Annotated in this window: 13 protein-coding genes; 6 read left to right on the top strand and 7 right to left on the bottom strand. The window is 72.3% G+C overall.

Annotation, left to right across the window (positions count from 1 at the left end; all coding sequences use genetic code 11):
• Nucleotides 1-85: 85 nt before the first annotated feature.
• A complete protein-coding gene (locus ACFYYR_RS06615; RefSeq protein WP_388847639.1) occupies nt 86-967 on the top strand; it encodes an RNA polymerase sigma factor SigF in 882 nt (293 codons plus the stop codon).
• A 225-nt stretch (nt 968-1,192) separates the two neighbouring features.
• Here ACFYYR_RS06615 and ACFYYR_RS06610 read toward each other — a convergent pair whose 3' ends face one another.
• The 4 genes from ACFYYR_RS06610 to ligD all read right to left on the bottom strand — a co-directional run bounded on the left by ACFYYR_RS06610 (nt 1,193) and on the right by ligD (nt 6,531).
• Nucleotides 1,193-1,561, bottom strand: coding sequence for an ATP-binding protein (locus ACFYYR_RS06610; protein ID WP_388847637.1), 369 nt, complete (start codon nt 1,559-1,561; stop codon nt 1,193-1,195).
• A gap of 231 nt (nt 1,562-1,792) precedes the next feature.
• On the bottom strand, nt 1,793-4,072 hold the full coding sequence (locus ACFYYR_RS06605; RefSeq protein ID WP_388847635.1) for an MMPL family transporter: 2,280 nt from the start codon (nt 4,070-4,072) through the stop codon (nt 1,793-1,795).
• Between the two features lie 320 nt (nt 4,073-4,392).
• Nucleotides 4,393-5,418 carry a PHP domain-containing protein gene (locus ACFYYR_RS06600; protein WP_388847633.1) on the bottom strand — a complete coding sequence of 342 codons (1,026 nt, stop codon included), beginning with the start codon at nt 5,416-5,418 and terminating at the stop codon, nt 4,393-4,395.
• Between the two features lie 108 nt (nt 5,419-5,526).
• Complete coding sequence (gene ligD, locus ACFYYR_RS06595; RefSeq protein WP_388847631.1) at nt 5,527-6,531, bottom strand: non-homologous end-joining DNA ligase; 1,005 nt, start codon at nt 6,529-6,531, stop codon at nt 5,527-5,529.
• A gap of 78 nt (nt 6,532-6,609) precedes the next feature.
• Between ligD and ACFYYR_RS06590 the strand changes: the two genes are divergently transcribed.
• The 3 genes from ACFYYR_RS06590 to gndA all read left to right on the top strand — a co-directional run bounded on the left by ACFYYR_RS06590 (nt 6,610) and on the right by gndA (nt 10,175).
• Nucleotides 6,610-7,671: an ATP-dependent DNA ligase gene (locus ACFYYR_RS06590; RefSeq protein WP_388847629.1), complete on the top strand. Its 1,062-nt coding sequence runs from the start codon at nt 6,610-6,612 to the stop codon at nt 7,669-7,671.
• A gap of 183 nt (nt 7,672-7,854) precedes the next feature.
• Nucleotides 7,855-8,328 (top strand): DUF5709 domain-containing protein, encoded by a 474-nt coding sequence (locus ACFYYR_RS06585; protein WP_388847627.1) that lies wholly within the window; start codon nt 7,855-7,857, stop codon nt 8,326-8,328.
• A 404-nt stretch (nt 8,329-8,732) separates the two neighbouring features.
• A complete protein-coding gene (gene gndA / locus ACFYYR_RS06580; protein WP_388847625.1) occupies nt 8,733-10,175 on the top strand; it encodes an NADP-dependent phosphogluconate dehydrogenase in 1,443 nt (480 codons plus the stop codon).
• Nucleotides 10,176-10,448: 273 nt separating this feature from the next.
• Here gndA and ACFYYR_RS06575 read toward each other — a convergent pair whose 3' ends face one another.
• Complete coding sequence (locus ACFYYR_RS06575) at nt 10,449-11,414, bottom strand: LCP family protein (RefSeq protein WP_388847623.1); 966 nt, start codon at nt 11,412-11,414, stop codon at nt 10,449-10,451.
• A gap of 461 nt (nt 11,415-11,875) precedes the next feature.
• Here ACFYYR_RS06575 and ACFYYR_RS06570 point away from each other — a divergent pair, with 461 nt between their 5' ends.
• Entirely contained in the window at nt 11,876-12,049 is a 174-nt protein-coding gene (locus tag ACFYYR_RS06570) for a CsbD family protein (RefSeq protein WP_388847621.1), read from the top strand.
• Nucleotides 12,050-12,158: 109 nt separating this feature from the next.
• Here ACFYYR_RS06570 and ACFYYR_RS06565 read toward each other — a convergent pair whose 3' ends face one another.
• Together ACFYYR_RS06565 and ACFYYR_RS06560 are read right to left on the bottom strand one after the other, a co-directional pair.
• Nucleotides 12,159-13,067, bottom strand: a complete 909-nt coding sequence (locus ACFYYR_RS06565) for a helix-turn-helix domain-containing protein (protein ID WP_388847619.1) — start codon at nt 13,065-13,067, stop codon at nt 12,159-12,161.
• Nucleotides 13,068-13,160: 93 nt separating this feature from the next.
• Entirely contained in the window at nt 13,161-13,406 is a 246-nt protein-coding gene (locus tag ACFYYR_RS06560; RefSeq protein ID WP_388847617.1) for a DUF397 domain-containing protein, read from the bottom strand.
• Nucleotides 13,407-13,641: 235 nt separating this feature from the next.
• Here ACFYYR_RS06560 and ACFYYR_RS06555 point away from each other — a divergent pair, with 235 nt between their 5' ends.
• Entirely contained in the window at nt 13,642-13,845 is a 204-nt protein-coding gene (locus ACFYYR_RS06555; RefSeq protein ID WP_388847615.1) for a hypothetical protein, read from the top strand.
• Nucleotides 13,846-13,925 lie beyond the last annotated feature (80 nt).

Here is a 13,925-nt window from a genome sequence, read left to right as displayed (position 1 = left end):
GAGCAGGAAAAACGCAGGTATGGAGTCCCCAACTCCGGGTACACGGCCGAGCGTCCAGTGAAGCAAACCAGACAGGGAGGGCACAGTGAACAGCACGGCATCCACCGGTCCGGCCGGCCTCGAGCTGAGCGAAGACGCGCAGTCAGCCGAGGCGCCGCTCGCGGGCCTGCCGTGGATCGAGGACGCGACGTCGGTGGCGCCTCAGGACGCCCGGGCACTCTCGAAGGTCTTCTTCGGCCGGCTCACCGAGCTGGAGGAAGGTACCCACGAGTACCAGTACGCACGCAATACCCTCATCGAACTCAACCTCTCCCTGGTCCGGTACGCGGCGGCGCGGTTCCGCAACCGGTCCGAGGACATGGAGGACATCGTCCAGGTCGGCACCATCGGCCTGATCAAGGCGATCGACCGGTTCGACCTGTCACGCGAGGTGGAGTTCACCACCTTCGCGGTGCCGTACATCATCGGCGAGATCAAGCGGTTCTTCCGTGACACCAGCTGGTCCGTGCACGTCCCGCGCCGGCTCCAGGAGCTCCGGCTGGATCTCGCCAAGGCGACCGACGAGATGTCCCGCACGCTGGGCCGGGCGCCGACCACGGCCGAGCTGGCGGACCGGCTGGAACTGAGCACCGAGGAAGTCGTCGAAGGACTCGTGGCCAGCAACGGTTACGCCGCCGCCTCGCTCGACGTGCCGGTGGACGAGAACTCCGAGGGCGGGGGCGGCACCTACGCCGACCGCCTGGGCGATGTGGATCCCGCTCTGGAAGGCGTGGAGAATCTGCAGGCCCTCAAGCCGCTGGTCGAGGATCTGCCGCCGCGCGACCGGCGGATCCTGCAACTCCGTTTCGGGGCGGAACTGACCCAGGCGGAGATCGGCGCCGAGCTCGGCGTCTCCCAGATGCATGTCTCCCGGCTGTTGTCGAAGGTGCTGGCCCGGCTGCGCGCGGGGCTTCTCGCCCAGCAGTGAGGCGCAGGATCCGGGGGCGCCGTCCGCCCTCGCCTCCGCGGGGCCTGCCGGGCCGGTGCGGACGTGCCGCGTCCGGGGCTGTGGGTTCCCGGGCAGGTGGGACGCTCGTCGACTCGGCGGGTGCTCTCCCCGGGCCTGCGCGACGCGCGTCGCCGGCCGTCGGCGCTCCTGCGGCATCGGCGGAACCGGTGGCGCAGCATCTGCCCGCCACCGGTTCCGCCCGGCTCACTGCCCGGGCACCGCCTCCGCGCGCATCCAGATCGCGCACACGGTCTTGCCCTCGGCCCGCCGACGGACCTCGACCCGGGTGGCGAGCTGCTGGACCATGTGCCATCCCATGCCGCCGCCACCGTCCAGATTCGGGGTGCGCGGGGCGGGGAGCACCTCGCTCGTGTCGTCGATTTCGACCACGAGCCGGCTCTGAAAGGCCTGCACCCGCAGGCGCCACCAGCCGGCCGTGTGCTTCACGGCGTTGCTCACCAGCTCGGACACCACGAGCATCACGGCGTCGGCATCCACCCATGGACAGACCTTCGTCAGGAAGTCGGCCGTGGCATGCCGCGCCCGTGCGGCGCTTGCCTCATCGGACTCCATCACTACCATCCGCTGTCGCCTCCTCCGTTGCTCGTCGTCTGCCCCGAGAGCGGCGATCCATGGATCTCGCGGCACGCCCGGGCGCACCGGCCACCCTCGGCGCACCGCCACCTCCGGACGCATGTGGCCGTGCGGCCCCGTATGCCGCGCCGCCCGGCGCCCCGGGGAGCGCGCCGGCGCGCCCGGCGGATCCGCGCTGCGCATCCGGGGCGTACCGGGCGGCGCCGTGGCTCATCCGGCCGTCTCCGCCGACTCCGTACGGGGCCGCCGTGACAGTGCGGACGGCCACCAGTTCCAGCGGCCCAGCAGAATCACGGTGGCCGGCACCAGCAGCACCCGGACCAGGAACGTGTCCAGCAGAATGCCCATGGCGATCGACCCGCCCAGTTGCTTGATCTCCTCCGTGGCCCCGGTCAGCGCCGACACCCCGAAGGTCGCGGCGAGGATGAGCCCGGCGGAGGTCACCGTCGTCCCGGTGGCGTGCATGGCCAGGGCGACGGCCCGGCGCAGCGGCATCCGGTGGGCCTCCTCCCGGATCCGGCTCATCACCAGGATGTTGTAGTCCTCGCCCAGCGCCATCAGGAACACGAACATCAGGAACGGCAGCACGAAGTCGATGCCGGAGGCACCGGGGATCACGATGTACACGATGACGGCGAGCCCCAGCGCCGCGAAGTAGGACAGCGCGACGCTCACCACCAGGTACAGCGGCGCGATCAGGCTGCGCATCACCAGCGCCAGCAGGACGGCGATGAGCGCCAGCACGATCGGCACGATCTCCTCGAGGTCGTCGTCCGAGACCGTGCTGACGTCGTACGAGGCGGGGGCGAGGCCGTTCACTCCCGAGTCGGTGGCCCCGGTCGCCTTCTGCACCTCGGTCACCGCGTCCCGGACGCCGGGCACCGCGTCGATGGCCGCGGTCGATTCGGGCGAGCCCGCGGTGAGCGTGGTGTAGAACTGCACGGTCCGGCCGTCCCCGCTGACGAACTGGGAGAGCGCGCGGTACGCCGCGTACTGGTCCGGCGACACCGGGGTCCCCGCGGGCGGGGTCGCGGGCAGCTTGCCGGGCGGGCCGAGCTCGCTGTACAGGGTCGACAGCTGCTGGACGGAGAGAGCCTTGCCGTTCGGATTGAACAGCCCGTTGACCGAGGCGAACTCCGACGTGTCCGACGCCAGTCGGTTCTCGGCGTCCTGCACGGTGGCCAGATCGGTCCAGACCGAGTCCGGGTACTTGAGGAGCACGGAGGTGGGGGAGACCACGGCGGGCGGATAGTGCTCGGACAACTGCTCCTGTCCCGCGGCGGAGTCGCTGCCGCTGGGGCCGTTGGTGGTGCCGCCGAACCCGTCGGACTGATAGCTGAACACCCCCGTGGCCAGGGCGAGGAACACCAGGACCCCGACCACCAGGGTGGTCTTCGGACGGGTCAGCACATGGTCGACGACCCGCATCCAGCCGGTGTCCGGATCGTGTTCGTGCGCCCGCAGCTTCCGCGGCCAGAAGAGGACCCGGCCGGAGATGGCCAGCAGGGCGGGCAGCAGCGTCAGCGCGGCCAGCAGCATCAGCGCCACACCGATGGCCAGGGCCGGTCCGAGGCCCGCGTACAGGCCGAACGAGGCCAGCATCAGACAGAGCAGGGCCCCGATGACCGTCCCCGCGGAGAAGGTGATGGACTCGCCGACCCGCTCCACGGCCTTGACGACGGCGTCCCGTGGGGCGGCCCCCTTCTCCATCTCCTCGCGCATCCGCAGGACCAGGAAGAGCCCGTAGTCCGTACCGGCCCCCAGCAGCAGCACCGTCAGCATGGGGTGGGTGACGGAGGAGATGTCGATACCGGCCTCGGACGCCTCCGCGATCACCGGGCTCGCCATGGTGAGCACCAGCGCCGCGGGCGCCAGCGTGACCAGCGGCGCCAGCGCCGACCGCAGGATGATGTACAGCATCACCAGGATCACGACGTTCGACAGGATCTCCGTCAGCCGCTGCGCGTCGGCCTGCTCCCGCTGGTTGTCGACGGTGGCCGCGAGCTGCCCGGTCAGATGCTCGGTCACGCCCGGGCCCGGGTCGGACGAGTGGATCTCCCCCCGGATGTCGTCCACGATCCCGCCCGCCTCCGGACTGCCGGCGGCGACGTCCACCACCACCAGGGCCCGCTGCGCCTTGCCGTCCGTCGACAGGCCCTGGTCGCTCACCGAGGTGACGTGCGGCAGGCCCGCCACCTTGGTCTGGAGCTCCCGGAACGCCGACTGGTCGGACGCGTCGAGCGTGCCCTGGGAGGTGGCTCCGACGAGCGTGGCGCTGGACTGGCCGGGCGGTACGAAGGGGGCCGCGAGCCGCAGGGCCTGCGAGGTGCCGGTGTCGGAGGGGAGGAAGGAGCTGTTGTCCGGGTTGGCCACCGAGGCCAGCGACGGGAACACGACGACACACACCGCCGCCGCGGCGATCCAGACGGCCACCACGGCGTAGCGGAAGCGGACGGCGAAGGTGCCGATCCCGTGCATGAGAGCGAGCAAGGCTGCCTCCTGCTGCGGGTCGGCGCAGACCGTCCCGAGATGAAGTTCATCCAGGTTTGCACCACCCGACGGGCCCGGCAACGGGAGAAACGGCCGCGGACTCGTCAACACCCCGCTCGCGTCGGCCGGTCCGGCCCGGGCCGGTCACCCGGGTGCCGTAGTCCCGCCGGCCGGGCCCCACAGTGCCGCGTCCCACGACCGTGCTCCTCACCCGGCCGGCGTATCCGCCGAGTTCCCCTCCTCGGCACGGAGGGTCCCGAACGCCGTCGACCGGAGCAGTGGCACGCACCACCCGACGGAGGCGGGGGCGGACCGGTGACTCACCCGGAAGGCGCAGTCCGGTTGCGGGTCCAGTCCAGCAACTGGGGCGCCGTCCAGGTGTTGATGACCCGCTCGGCCGGCACCCGGCACTCCTCCGCCCGGGCGCACCCGTTGATCTGCCAGTCGAGCTGGCCCGGCGCGTGGGCGTCGGTGTCGATCGCGAAGAAGACGCCCGCCGCCACGGCCCGGCGCAGCAGCCGGCGCGGCGGATCCAGCCGCTCCGGCCGACAGTTGATCTCCACGGCCGTACCCGCCTCGGCACAGGCCGCGAACACCTCGTCGGCGTCGAACGTGGACTCCGGCCGGCCACGCCCCGTCAACAGCCGCCCCGTGCAGTGTCCCAGCACGTCGACCAGCGGACTCCGGACGGCCCGCACCATGCGCCGCGTCATCTCCGCCCGTCCCATCCGCAGCTTCGAGTGGACCGAGGCCACGACCACGTCCAGCCGGTCCAGCAACTCCTCCTCCTGGTCCAGCGAACCGTCGAGGAGGATGTCGCACTCGATGCCGGTCAGCAGACGGAAGGGCGTCAGTGCCGCGTCGACCCGGGCGACCACGTCCAGTTGCTCGCGCAGTCGGTCCGCGGACAGCCCGCCTGCCACCGTCAGCCGCGGTGAGTGGTCCGTCAGGGCGGCCCACTCGTGCCCGAGCGCCGCCGCCGTCCGCGCCATCACCTCGATCGGGCTGCCGCCGTCCGACCAGTCGGAGTGGGTGTGGCAGTCCCCGCGCAGCGCCGCCAGCAGGTCCTCACCGCCCGGTGTCCGCCCCGATCCGGCCTCGGACCGCAGCCGTTCGAGGTACGCGGGCTCCGTGCCCCGCAGCGCTTCCCGTACCACCTGCGCGGTCTTGGGGCCGAGCCCCTTCAGCGACTCCAGGGTGCCCGCGGCCGCCCGCCGTTCGACCTCCTCCGGCGGCAGCTCGGCCAGCACCGCAGCCGCGGTACGGAAGGCCCGCACCCGGTACGTGGGGGCCTGCTCGCGCTCCAGCAGGAACGCGATGGTCTCCAGTGCCGTCACCGGGTCCACGGTCCGCCCCTCTCCACCCGCCGCCCGTCACCGCGCGCACGCGGTGCTCCGTGCCGCGCCCGTCGCCGTCACCGCACCGCCCCAGTGCCTCCGGCCCGGGCCGGCGCCTCAGTGCTTGGCGCGGCTGGGCTGCACCCGCTTCGGTTCGCCGGCCGCCTTCGGATGCTCCGGCGGATACGGCAGGTCACCGAGGCCGTGGTCCCGCTCGTCCCGGGCGGCCAGCTCCAGCAGCGATTCGAGCCGGAACGCGTGCCGCTCCATGTCCGCGTGGACGTCGCCCAGATCGGCGTAGCGCACCGGCATGGTGGCCAGGTCGAAGTCCCGCGGCCGGGCGTCGGGCACCTCGTCCCACCGCAGGGGCGCCGACACCGGCGCATGCGGATGCGGACGCACGGAGTAGGCACCGGCGATGGTCCGGTCCCGCGCCGTCTGGTTGTAGTCCACGAACACCTTTTCGCCGCGCTCCTCCTTCCACCACTTGGTGGTGATGCGCTCCGGCGCACGGCGCTCCAGCTCCCGCGCGACCGCGATGGCCGCCCGCCGGACCTGGGTGAAGGTCCATTCCGGCTCGATCGGCACGAACACGTGCAGGCCCCGGCCGCCCGAGGTCTTCGGCCAGCCGCGCAGCCCCAGCCCCTGCAGCACCTCCCGCAGCTCCAGGGCCGCCCGCACCGCGTCCTCGTAGTCCGTCCCGGGCTGCGGGTCGAGGTCGATCCGCAGCTCGTCGGGGTGCTCGGTGTCCGCCCGGCGGACCGGCCACGGATGGAAGGTCAGACAGCCGAGGTTCGCCGCCCACACCACGGCGGCGGGCTCGGTGGGGCAGATCTCGTCCGCGTGGCGACCGCTGGGGAACGAGATCCGGCCGGTCGGGATCCACTCCGGGAGATTCTTGGGGGCCCGCTTCTGGAAGAACGATTCCCCCGCTACCCCGTCCGGGTAGCGCTCCAGCGTCGTCGGCCGGTCCCGCAGCGCGCGCAGCACACCGTCGCCGACCGCCATGTAGTAGCGGGCGAGGTCGAGCTTGGTGAACCCCCGCTCGGGGAAGTACACCTTGCCGGGATTGGACAGCCGGACCGGCCGTCCGGCCACGTTGAGCTCCACCGACTCTCCCATAGGGGCCACGCTAGGCCGCGGCCCGCCGGGCCGCCTCCCGGCGGGCGGGCCGCCCCGGCCGGGCCCACAATCGGGATCATGGACCTCCCGGTGATGCCGCCCGTGAAGCCGATGCTCGCCAAATCGGTGGCGAAGATCCCGCCCGGCATGCACTACGAGGCGAAGTGGGACGGCTTCCGGGCCATCGTTTTCCGGGACGGCGACGAGGTCGAGATCGGCAGCCGCTCGGGCAAGCCGCTCACCCGCTACTTCCCGGAGCTGGTCACCGCGCTCCGCGACCGGCTGCCGCCGCGCTGCGTCACCGACGGTGAGATCGTGGTCGCCCGCGGGGGCCGTCTCGACTTCGACGCCCTCCTGGAGCGCATCCACCCCGCCGACTCCCGGGTACGGCTCCTCGCCGAGACCACCCCCGCCGGGTTCGTCGCCTTCGACCTGCTTGCCCTGGGGGACGCCTCCCTCATGGACACTCCGCTGCGGGAGCGCAGGGAGGCGCTGACCGCTGCGCTCCGCACCGCGGCGGACCCGGTCTTCACCGCTCCCGCCACGTATGACATCGCCCTCGCCGAGCGGTGGTTCCAGCAGTACGAAGGAGCGGGCCTCGACGGCGTCATCGCCAAGGACCCCGCGCTCGGCTACCGCCCCGGGGAGCGCGTCATGGCCAAAATCAAGCACGAGCGGACGGCCGACTGCGTGGTGGCCGGCTACCGGCTGCACAAGTCCGGCCCCGTCGTCGGCTCACTCCTCCTCGGACTCCACGACGACCGGGGCCGGCTCCAGCACGTGGGCGTGTGCGCCTCGTTCCCCATGCGGCGCCGGGAAGAGCTGATGACCGAGCTGGAGCCGCTGCGCATGCCCTCGCTCGACGGGCACCCCTGGGCGGACTGGGTCAGCGAGGAGGCCCACGCCGACAGCCGGATGCCCGGTGCGCCCAGCCGCTGGACCGGGACGAAGGACCTCTCCTGGGTACCGCTGCGCCCCGAACGGGTGGTCGAGGTGGCCTACGACCACATGCAGGGCGACCGCTTCCGGCACACCGCCCAGTTCCGTCGCTGGCGGCCGGACCGCGAACCGCGGGAGTGCACCTACGCCCAGCTCGAGGAGCCGGTCCGCTACGACCTCGCCGAGGTCCTGGGCGGCTGAGCCGGGGACCTCGCCCTCCGGGTGGGCAGAGACCGCGCCGTCCCCGCGGTCCGCGCCCCGTCCGACCCGTGTGGACCCGCGGCGCGGTCTGCGCGATGCTGGATGCGGGGGACCGACAGGCGTCGTGACCGTGCGGTCCGACACGACTGGCCGCGCCGCTCACACATCAGCGAGGCCGGAACGATGAGCGAGAACATGATGGGCGACGAGGTCTATCAACCGGACGGATCCGAGGTCCAGGACGACGCGGGTCTGCTGGAGCCGGAGGACACGCTCGACGACCGCGGGGTGCGCGAGGTTCTGGACGAGGGGTACTCGCCCCCGGAGAGCCCGTGGGCGGTGGAGAGCCGGGGCACCACGGCGGGGGAGCAGCACCGGGGCGAGCCACTGGAGGAGCGGCTGGCCCACGAAATGCCCGACGTGACGGAGCCCGAGGGCGACGGGATCGGGGATCTGCCGGGCGGCGACGGCGAGTTGTGGGACGACGAGGTCGGCGACCGGCGCGCCGGACGGCTGGTCGCGCCGGACGAGGGCGCCCACTCCGACGAGGAGAAGGACATGGTCGCCAGCGACATGGGCATCGACGGAGCGGCGGCGTCGGCCGAGGAGGCCGCGGTGCACATCGTCCCCGAGAGCGGACCGTCCGAACGCGCCTGACCGTCACCCCCGTCGGGAGCGGACACCGGCGCTACCGACCGGCCACGCGAACCGCCCCGACCCCCGGCGGGACTGCCCCGAGCGGGGACAGCGGCAGCCGGGCGTGTCACGGCGGGGCCGAGCGGCACCAGGTGGTACCCGCACCGGCCACGCACCCGGCGCGTACCCTGCCACTACGGCGCTCGGGCAGCGCCGCACACCCCATCGAGCCGCCCCGCGCGGCCGGTCTCCGAACGGATTGAGCGCCGGACCCCACGCCTGCGTATCCACAGTCCGAACGGCGGCTGCGCCCTTCGGCCAGAATGTGGGCGAGGCGCTGCAGCAATCGGGCTTCGGAGCACGTCCCCGAGCGGAGGCCACGGCGGACGACCGTGGACGCTCCGCCACCACTTCTGGAGTTGAGCATGGACACGTTGGCACAGATCGGCGTCACCGGACTCGCGGTGATGGGCCGCAACCTGGCCCGGAACTTCGCACGGCACGGCCACACCGTCGCCGTCCACAACCGCACCCCGGCCCGGACCCGGTCCCTCGTCGAGGAGTTCGGCCACGAGGGGACCTTCCTGCCGTCCGAGACCGCCGAGAGCTTCGTCGCCTCGCTGGAGCGGCCCCGCCGGCTGGTCATCATGGTCAAGGCGGGCGGTCCGACGGATGCCGTGATCGACGAGTTCGCGCCCCTCCTCGAAGCCGGCGACATGATCATTGACGGCGGCAACGCCCACTTCGAGGACACCCGCCGCCGCGAAGCCGCCCTGCGCGACCGGGGCATCCACTTCGTCGGCACCGGCATCTCCGGTGGCGAGGAGGGCGCCCTCAACGGCCCCAGCATCATGCCCGGCGGCTCCACCGAGTCGTACGCCGCGCTCGGCCCGCTGCTGGAGGACATCGCCGCCAAGGCCGACGACGGCTCCCCCTGCTGCACCCACATCGGTCCGGACGGAGCCGGACACTTCGTGAAGATGGTGCACAACGGCATCGAGTACGCCGACATGCAGCTCATCGCCGAGGCCTACGATCTGCTGCGCCGCGTCGCCGGATACGAACCGGCGCGGATCGCCGAGACCTTCCGCACCTGGAACACCGGCCGGCTCGACTCCTACCTCATCGAGATCACCGCCGAGGTCCTCGCCCACACCGATCCCGCCACCGGCAAGCCGTTCGTGGACGTGGTCGCCGACCGCGCCGAGCAGAAGGGCACCGGCCGCTGGACCGTCCAGACCGCCCTCGACCTCGGCGTTCCGGTCTCCGGTATCGCCGAGGCGGTCTTCGCCCGCTCGGTGTCCGGCCACGCCGACCTGCGCCGGGCCGCCCATGCGCTGCGCGGCCCGGCGGGGCAGCCGATGGGCGCGGACGACGCCGAGCGCTTCGCCGCCCAGGTCGAACAGGCGCTGTACGCCTCGAAGGTCGTGTCCTACGCCCAGGGCTGGAACATGATCAGCGCTGCGGGCCGGGAATACGGCTGGAGCATCGACCAGGGCGCCGTGGCCGCGATCTGGCGCGGTGGCTGCATCATCCGGGCGGCGTTCCTCGACCGGATCCGGGCCGCCTTCGCCGCGGACCCGCAGCTGCCGACCCTGCTGGCCGACAAGGAGTTCGCCGAGGAGATCGGGAACGCCCAGGAGGCCTGGCGCACCGTGGTGGCCACCGCCGTGGGCCACGGGGTGCCCACCCCCGGCTTCTCCGCGGCCCTCGCCTACTACGACGCCCTGCGCGCGGACCGGCTCCCCGCCGCACTGACCCAGGGCCAGCGCGACTACTTCGGTGCCCACACCTACCGGCGGACGGACCGGGAGGGCAGCTTCCACACCCTCTGGGGCGGCGACCGCAGCGAGGAGCAGACGGACTGACGGGCGGCCGGTTGGCGCCGGACCGCACCGCCGGTCCGGCGCCAACCGGCCACGTCTCGCCTGCCCCGGGTCGGCGGGGTCCACGCGTGCGCCGTCCCCGGACACGCCGCGTGCCCACGTCCCGCACCTCCGGAGCCGCCCCGGCGCCCGGGTCCGGCCCAACCTCCGTGCGGAGCACCGGAGGCGGGCGGGGGAGCAGGTCCGCACCGCCCCTGCCCGCGGCGTTCCGGTCCGGCCGCCACGGAACCGCGCAGCCCCGGTCCCACCGAGGCGTCAGCGCACCACGGGCCCCAGACGATCGCCCGGATGGCCCGCCACATACCGGTCCATGGTGCCGCCGCGCAACGCCTTCCACAGCGCGGCGGAGTCCCGGCCGTCGAGCAGGACCACGGACTGCCCCTTGATCGTGCCGGTGCGCGCGACGGGGGCGTTCAGGAACCTCAGGTCCGCGGGGCGGATGTTCCGCGCATCCCAGAGCAGCGCCCGCAGATCGCCGTCGGAGAGCCGGTCGTCGACGCTCACGCTCTCGGTCAGGGTGTCCAGCAGCCGCTTGGCCTGTGTCGGATGCCGGAGCCGGTCGCCGGACAGCGTCTTGGACAACACCGCGCGCAGGAAGTTCTGCTGGCGGTGCGTCCGGTCCAGGTCGCCGCGCGCCAGCCGGTGGCGTTCCCGGACGTACGCCAGGGCCTGCTCGCCGTTCATCCGCTCGGGCGCCCCGTCGCCGACGGCCAGTTCGACACCGCCCACCGCGTCGGTGAGCTTCCGGAAACCGCTCCAGTCGATCACCGCGAGGTGGTCGACCCGCACCCGGGTGAGGCGCTGCACCGACTCGATCAGCAGCGGTGGTCCGCCCCAGGAGAACGCCGCGTTCAGCTTCGCCTTCCCGTGACCGGGGACCTGCACCCAGGAGTCCCGGGGCAGGGAGACGACGTACCCCTTGGAGTGGTCGGCGGGCAGGTGCACCAGCATCATCGTGTCACTGCGCTGCGCCCCCGGCCGCCAAGACGGAGCCTCGGCTCCGGTCCCGGTGGTGGGCAGCGCCGAACGCGAATCGACCCCGACGAGCAGGAAGTTCTGCCCGTTCCGGCCGGCCGCGGGCTGCTCGCCGGCGGGCACGTCGGCGGGGAAGGCGTGCGGGACGCGGTGCACGCGTCCGGTGTAGTGCGCCACGGTCCACCAGCCTGCCCCGCCCACCATCAGCACGCCGGCGCACAGCAGCGCGAGCGCCCCCCACAGCACACGCCGGGTACGCCGCCCGCGCCGCATCTCCGGCCCCGACGGTCTCTTCTCCCGGCCCGACGGTCTCGGCCCGGAGCCGGGGCCGGAGTCGGAGCCGCCGTCCGGCCCGGAGCTCTCCGACCGCCCTTCACCCGCCTCCCCGCGCGTGCCGGACCGGCGTCTCGCAGTCTCCGCCCCATCCATCCGAGTCATCAGCGGCCCCCCACTGCTCAGTTTTTTGCTCAATCAGCCATGGATGAACGGTTCTACGTCAGTTGAGGCCACGGCGGGGCAGTTTCAGTGAAAGTCGAATTACATTCCGCCTGTCAGACCTGATTCCGGACCTGTGCCGGATCGGTGCGCGGCGCGGTGGTCCGCGGGGAGCCGCGCCCCGCCGATCGGGGGACACGCTGTTTGTCCCGGAATCCGTCGGGCACACGGACCGTCAGCCGAAGAAACCGATGACCAGGGAGTACGTCACCATGAGCACCGGAAACAAGGCGAAGGCGAAGACCGAACAGGCCGAGGGCAAGGCCAAGGAGGTCGCCGGACGGGCACTCGGCAACGAACAGTTGGAGGCCGAGGGCCGTGCCGAGCAGTCGAAGGGCGACGCGCGGCAGGCAACGGAGAAGGCCAAGGACGCCTTCAAGCACTGACGGCTCGTTCCGCACCCCGCGCCGCGGGGGCGCCCGTCCCTGAGGGTGACGGGCGCCCCCGCGGCGCGTCTGCGTCCGTGGCCCGGCGACCTCACCGGGCCACGGCTCCTCACCCGAGCTCGGTGAGGATGCTCTCCAGGAACCGCACGGTGGCGGCCGGCGGTTCGGCTTCGGCACAGAGCCGGTCCATGACGGAGAGGTAGTTGTCCACGTCCTCCTGCTTGTCCAGATAGAGGGCGCTGGTGAGCTGTTCGAGATAGACGACGTCCGGCAGATCCGGCTCCAGGAACCGCAGAATCGTCACCGGTCCGCCCGCCGCGGCGACGCCGCCCAGACTGAACGGCGCCACCTGGACGGTCACATGCGGCATCCGGCTCATCTCGATGAGGTGCCGGACCTGCTCGCGCATCACCTCCGGCCCGCCGAGCGGCCGGCGCAGCGACGCCTCGTCCAGCACCGCCCAGAAGCGCGGCGGGTCCTCGCGGCGCAGCAGCTCCTGCCGGGCCTGACGCAGGCTGACCCGGCGCTCGATCTCCCGGGCCGTGCCGTGCGGATGCCCGAGCTTGATCACTGCCCGGGCGTACCCCTCGGTCTGCAGCAGCCCGGGGATGAACTGGCTCTCGTAGGTACGGATGACGGAGGTGGCCTCTTCCAGGCCGATGTGCGTCTCGAACCAGCTGGGCAGGATGTCCGAGTACTGGTGCCACCAGCCGGGAGCGGTGGCCTGGCGGGCGAGCGCCAGGAACTCCTCCCGCTCTCCGGCGTCGGTGACGCCGTAGAGGGTGAGCAGGTCGCCCACGTCCCGCTCCTTGAAGCCCACCCGGCCCAGTTCGAGCCGGCTGATCTTCGCGTGGGAGCCCCGAATGGCTTCCGCGGCCGCCTGCGTGCTGACGCCTCGGGCCTCCCGCAGCCTGCGCAGCTGGGTGCCGAGCACAATGCGCAGGGCGGTGGGCCCGCCGCGCGGCTGCTCGAGATAGCGCCTTATCGACGGCTCGCGGCTCTGCTGAGCGGCGGTCATGCTGACTCCCCTGAGTGCTGAGGTGAGTGCTCAGTGTTCCATCGACGGGGCCGCCGCGTACAGCGGCGCAGCGGTCGCCGCCGTTCCGACGGTTCAGATTCCGCCGTCGGCCAGTCCGTCGAAGTCACCGTTCCGTGCGCCGTGGAGGAACACGGCGATCTCCTCCCGGGTGTAGATCAGGGCAGGTCCCGCCGGGTCCCGGGAGTTGCGCATGGCGATCTCCCCGCTCGGCAGCCGAGCGAGTTCGACGCAGTTCCCGCTGGGGTTGCTGTACGAACTCTTCTTCCATACCGCGCCGTGGAGTTCCGTGGCCGGGATGCCGTTCTCACACTCGTGCACGTCGTCTCTTCCTCACCCGGAACCGGTTGTGCGTGTCCTTCAAGCACTCAAGCCGCCGCCGCGTGCAATTGCAAGTGTTCTTGCAGATGTACTTGCAGAGCTGCCGGTCGGCGAGGATAGTGGTCACCGGATTCGGGGGCTTCGGCAACTGTCCGTGTGCGGGGAGAGCTGGCCCCGGCGCGCCGTGAGGGAGTGGAGAGCCGTCAGAGGGATGCGGAGGCCGGCGGGCTTACCGGTGGTCGGGGAGCTCGCGCTCGACGCCAAGCGGGGCAGGGTGGGGATCGTCATGGACGCGCAGGGCGGCCGGGTGTTCCTGCGGCGGCCGGAAGGCGGGCGCGAGTGGGAAGCGCCGCCGGAGGACGTTCGCCCGGTCCCCGTGGTGAAGAAGGTGCAGCGGACGAAGTCCGGGACAGGCGGAGCGTCGAGGAGGGCGCTGTGAGCGTGTACACGGCCAGGAGTACAGGGGGTTGGGTGGTGGTGCGAGAGCCCGCGCCCGAGGCTCCGTCGGTCGTCTTCGAG

This window comes from Streptomyces sp. NPDC001922, from assembly GCF_042891165.1.
Classification (GTDB): domain Bacteria; phylum Actinomycetota; class Actinomycetes; order Streptomycetales; family Streptomycetaceae; genus Streptomyces.
This window is presented reverse-complemented; position numbering and strand designations above follow the sequence as displayed.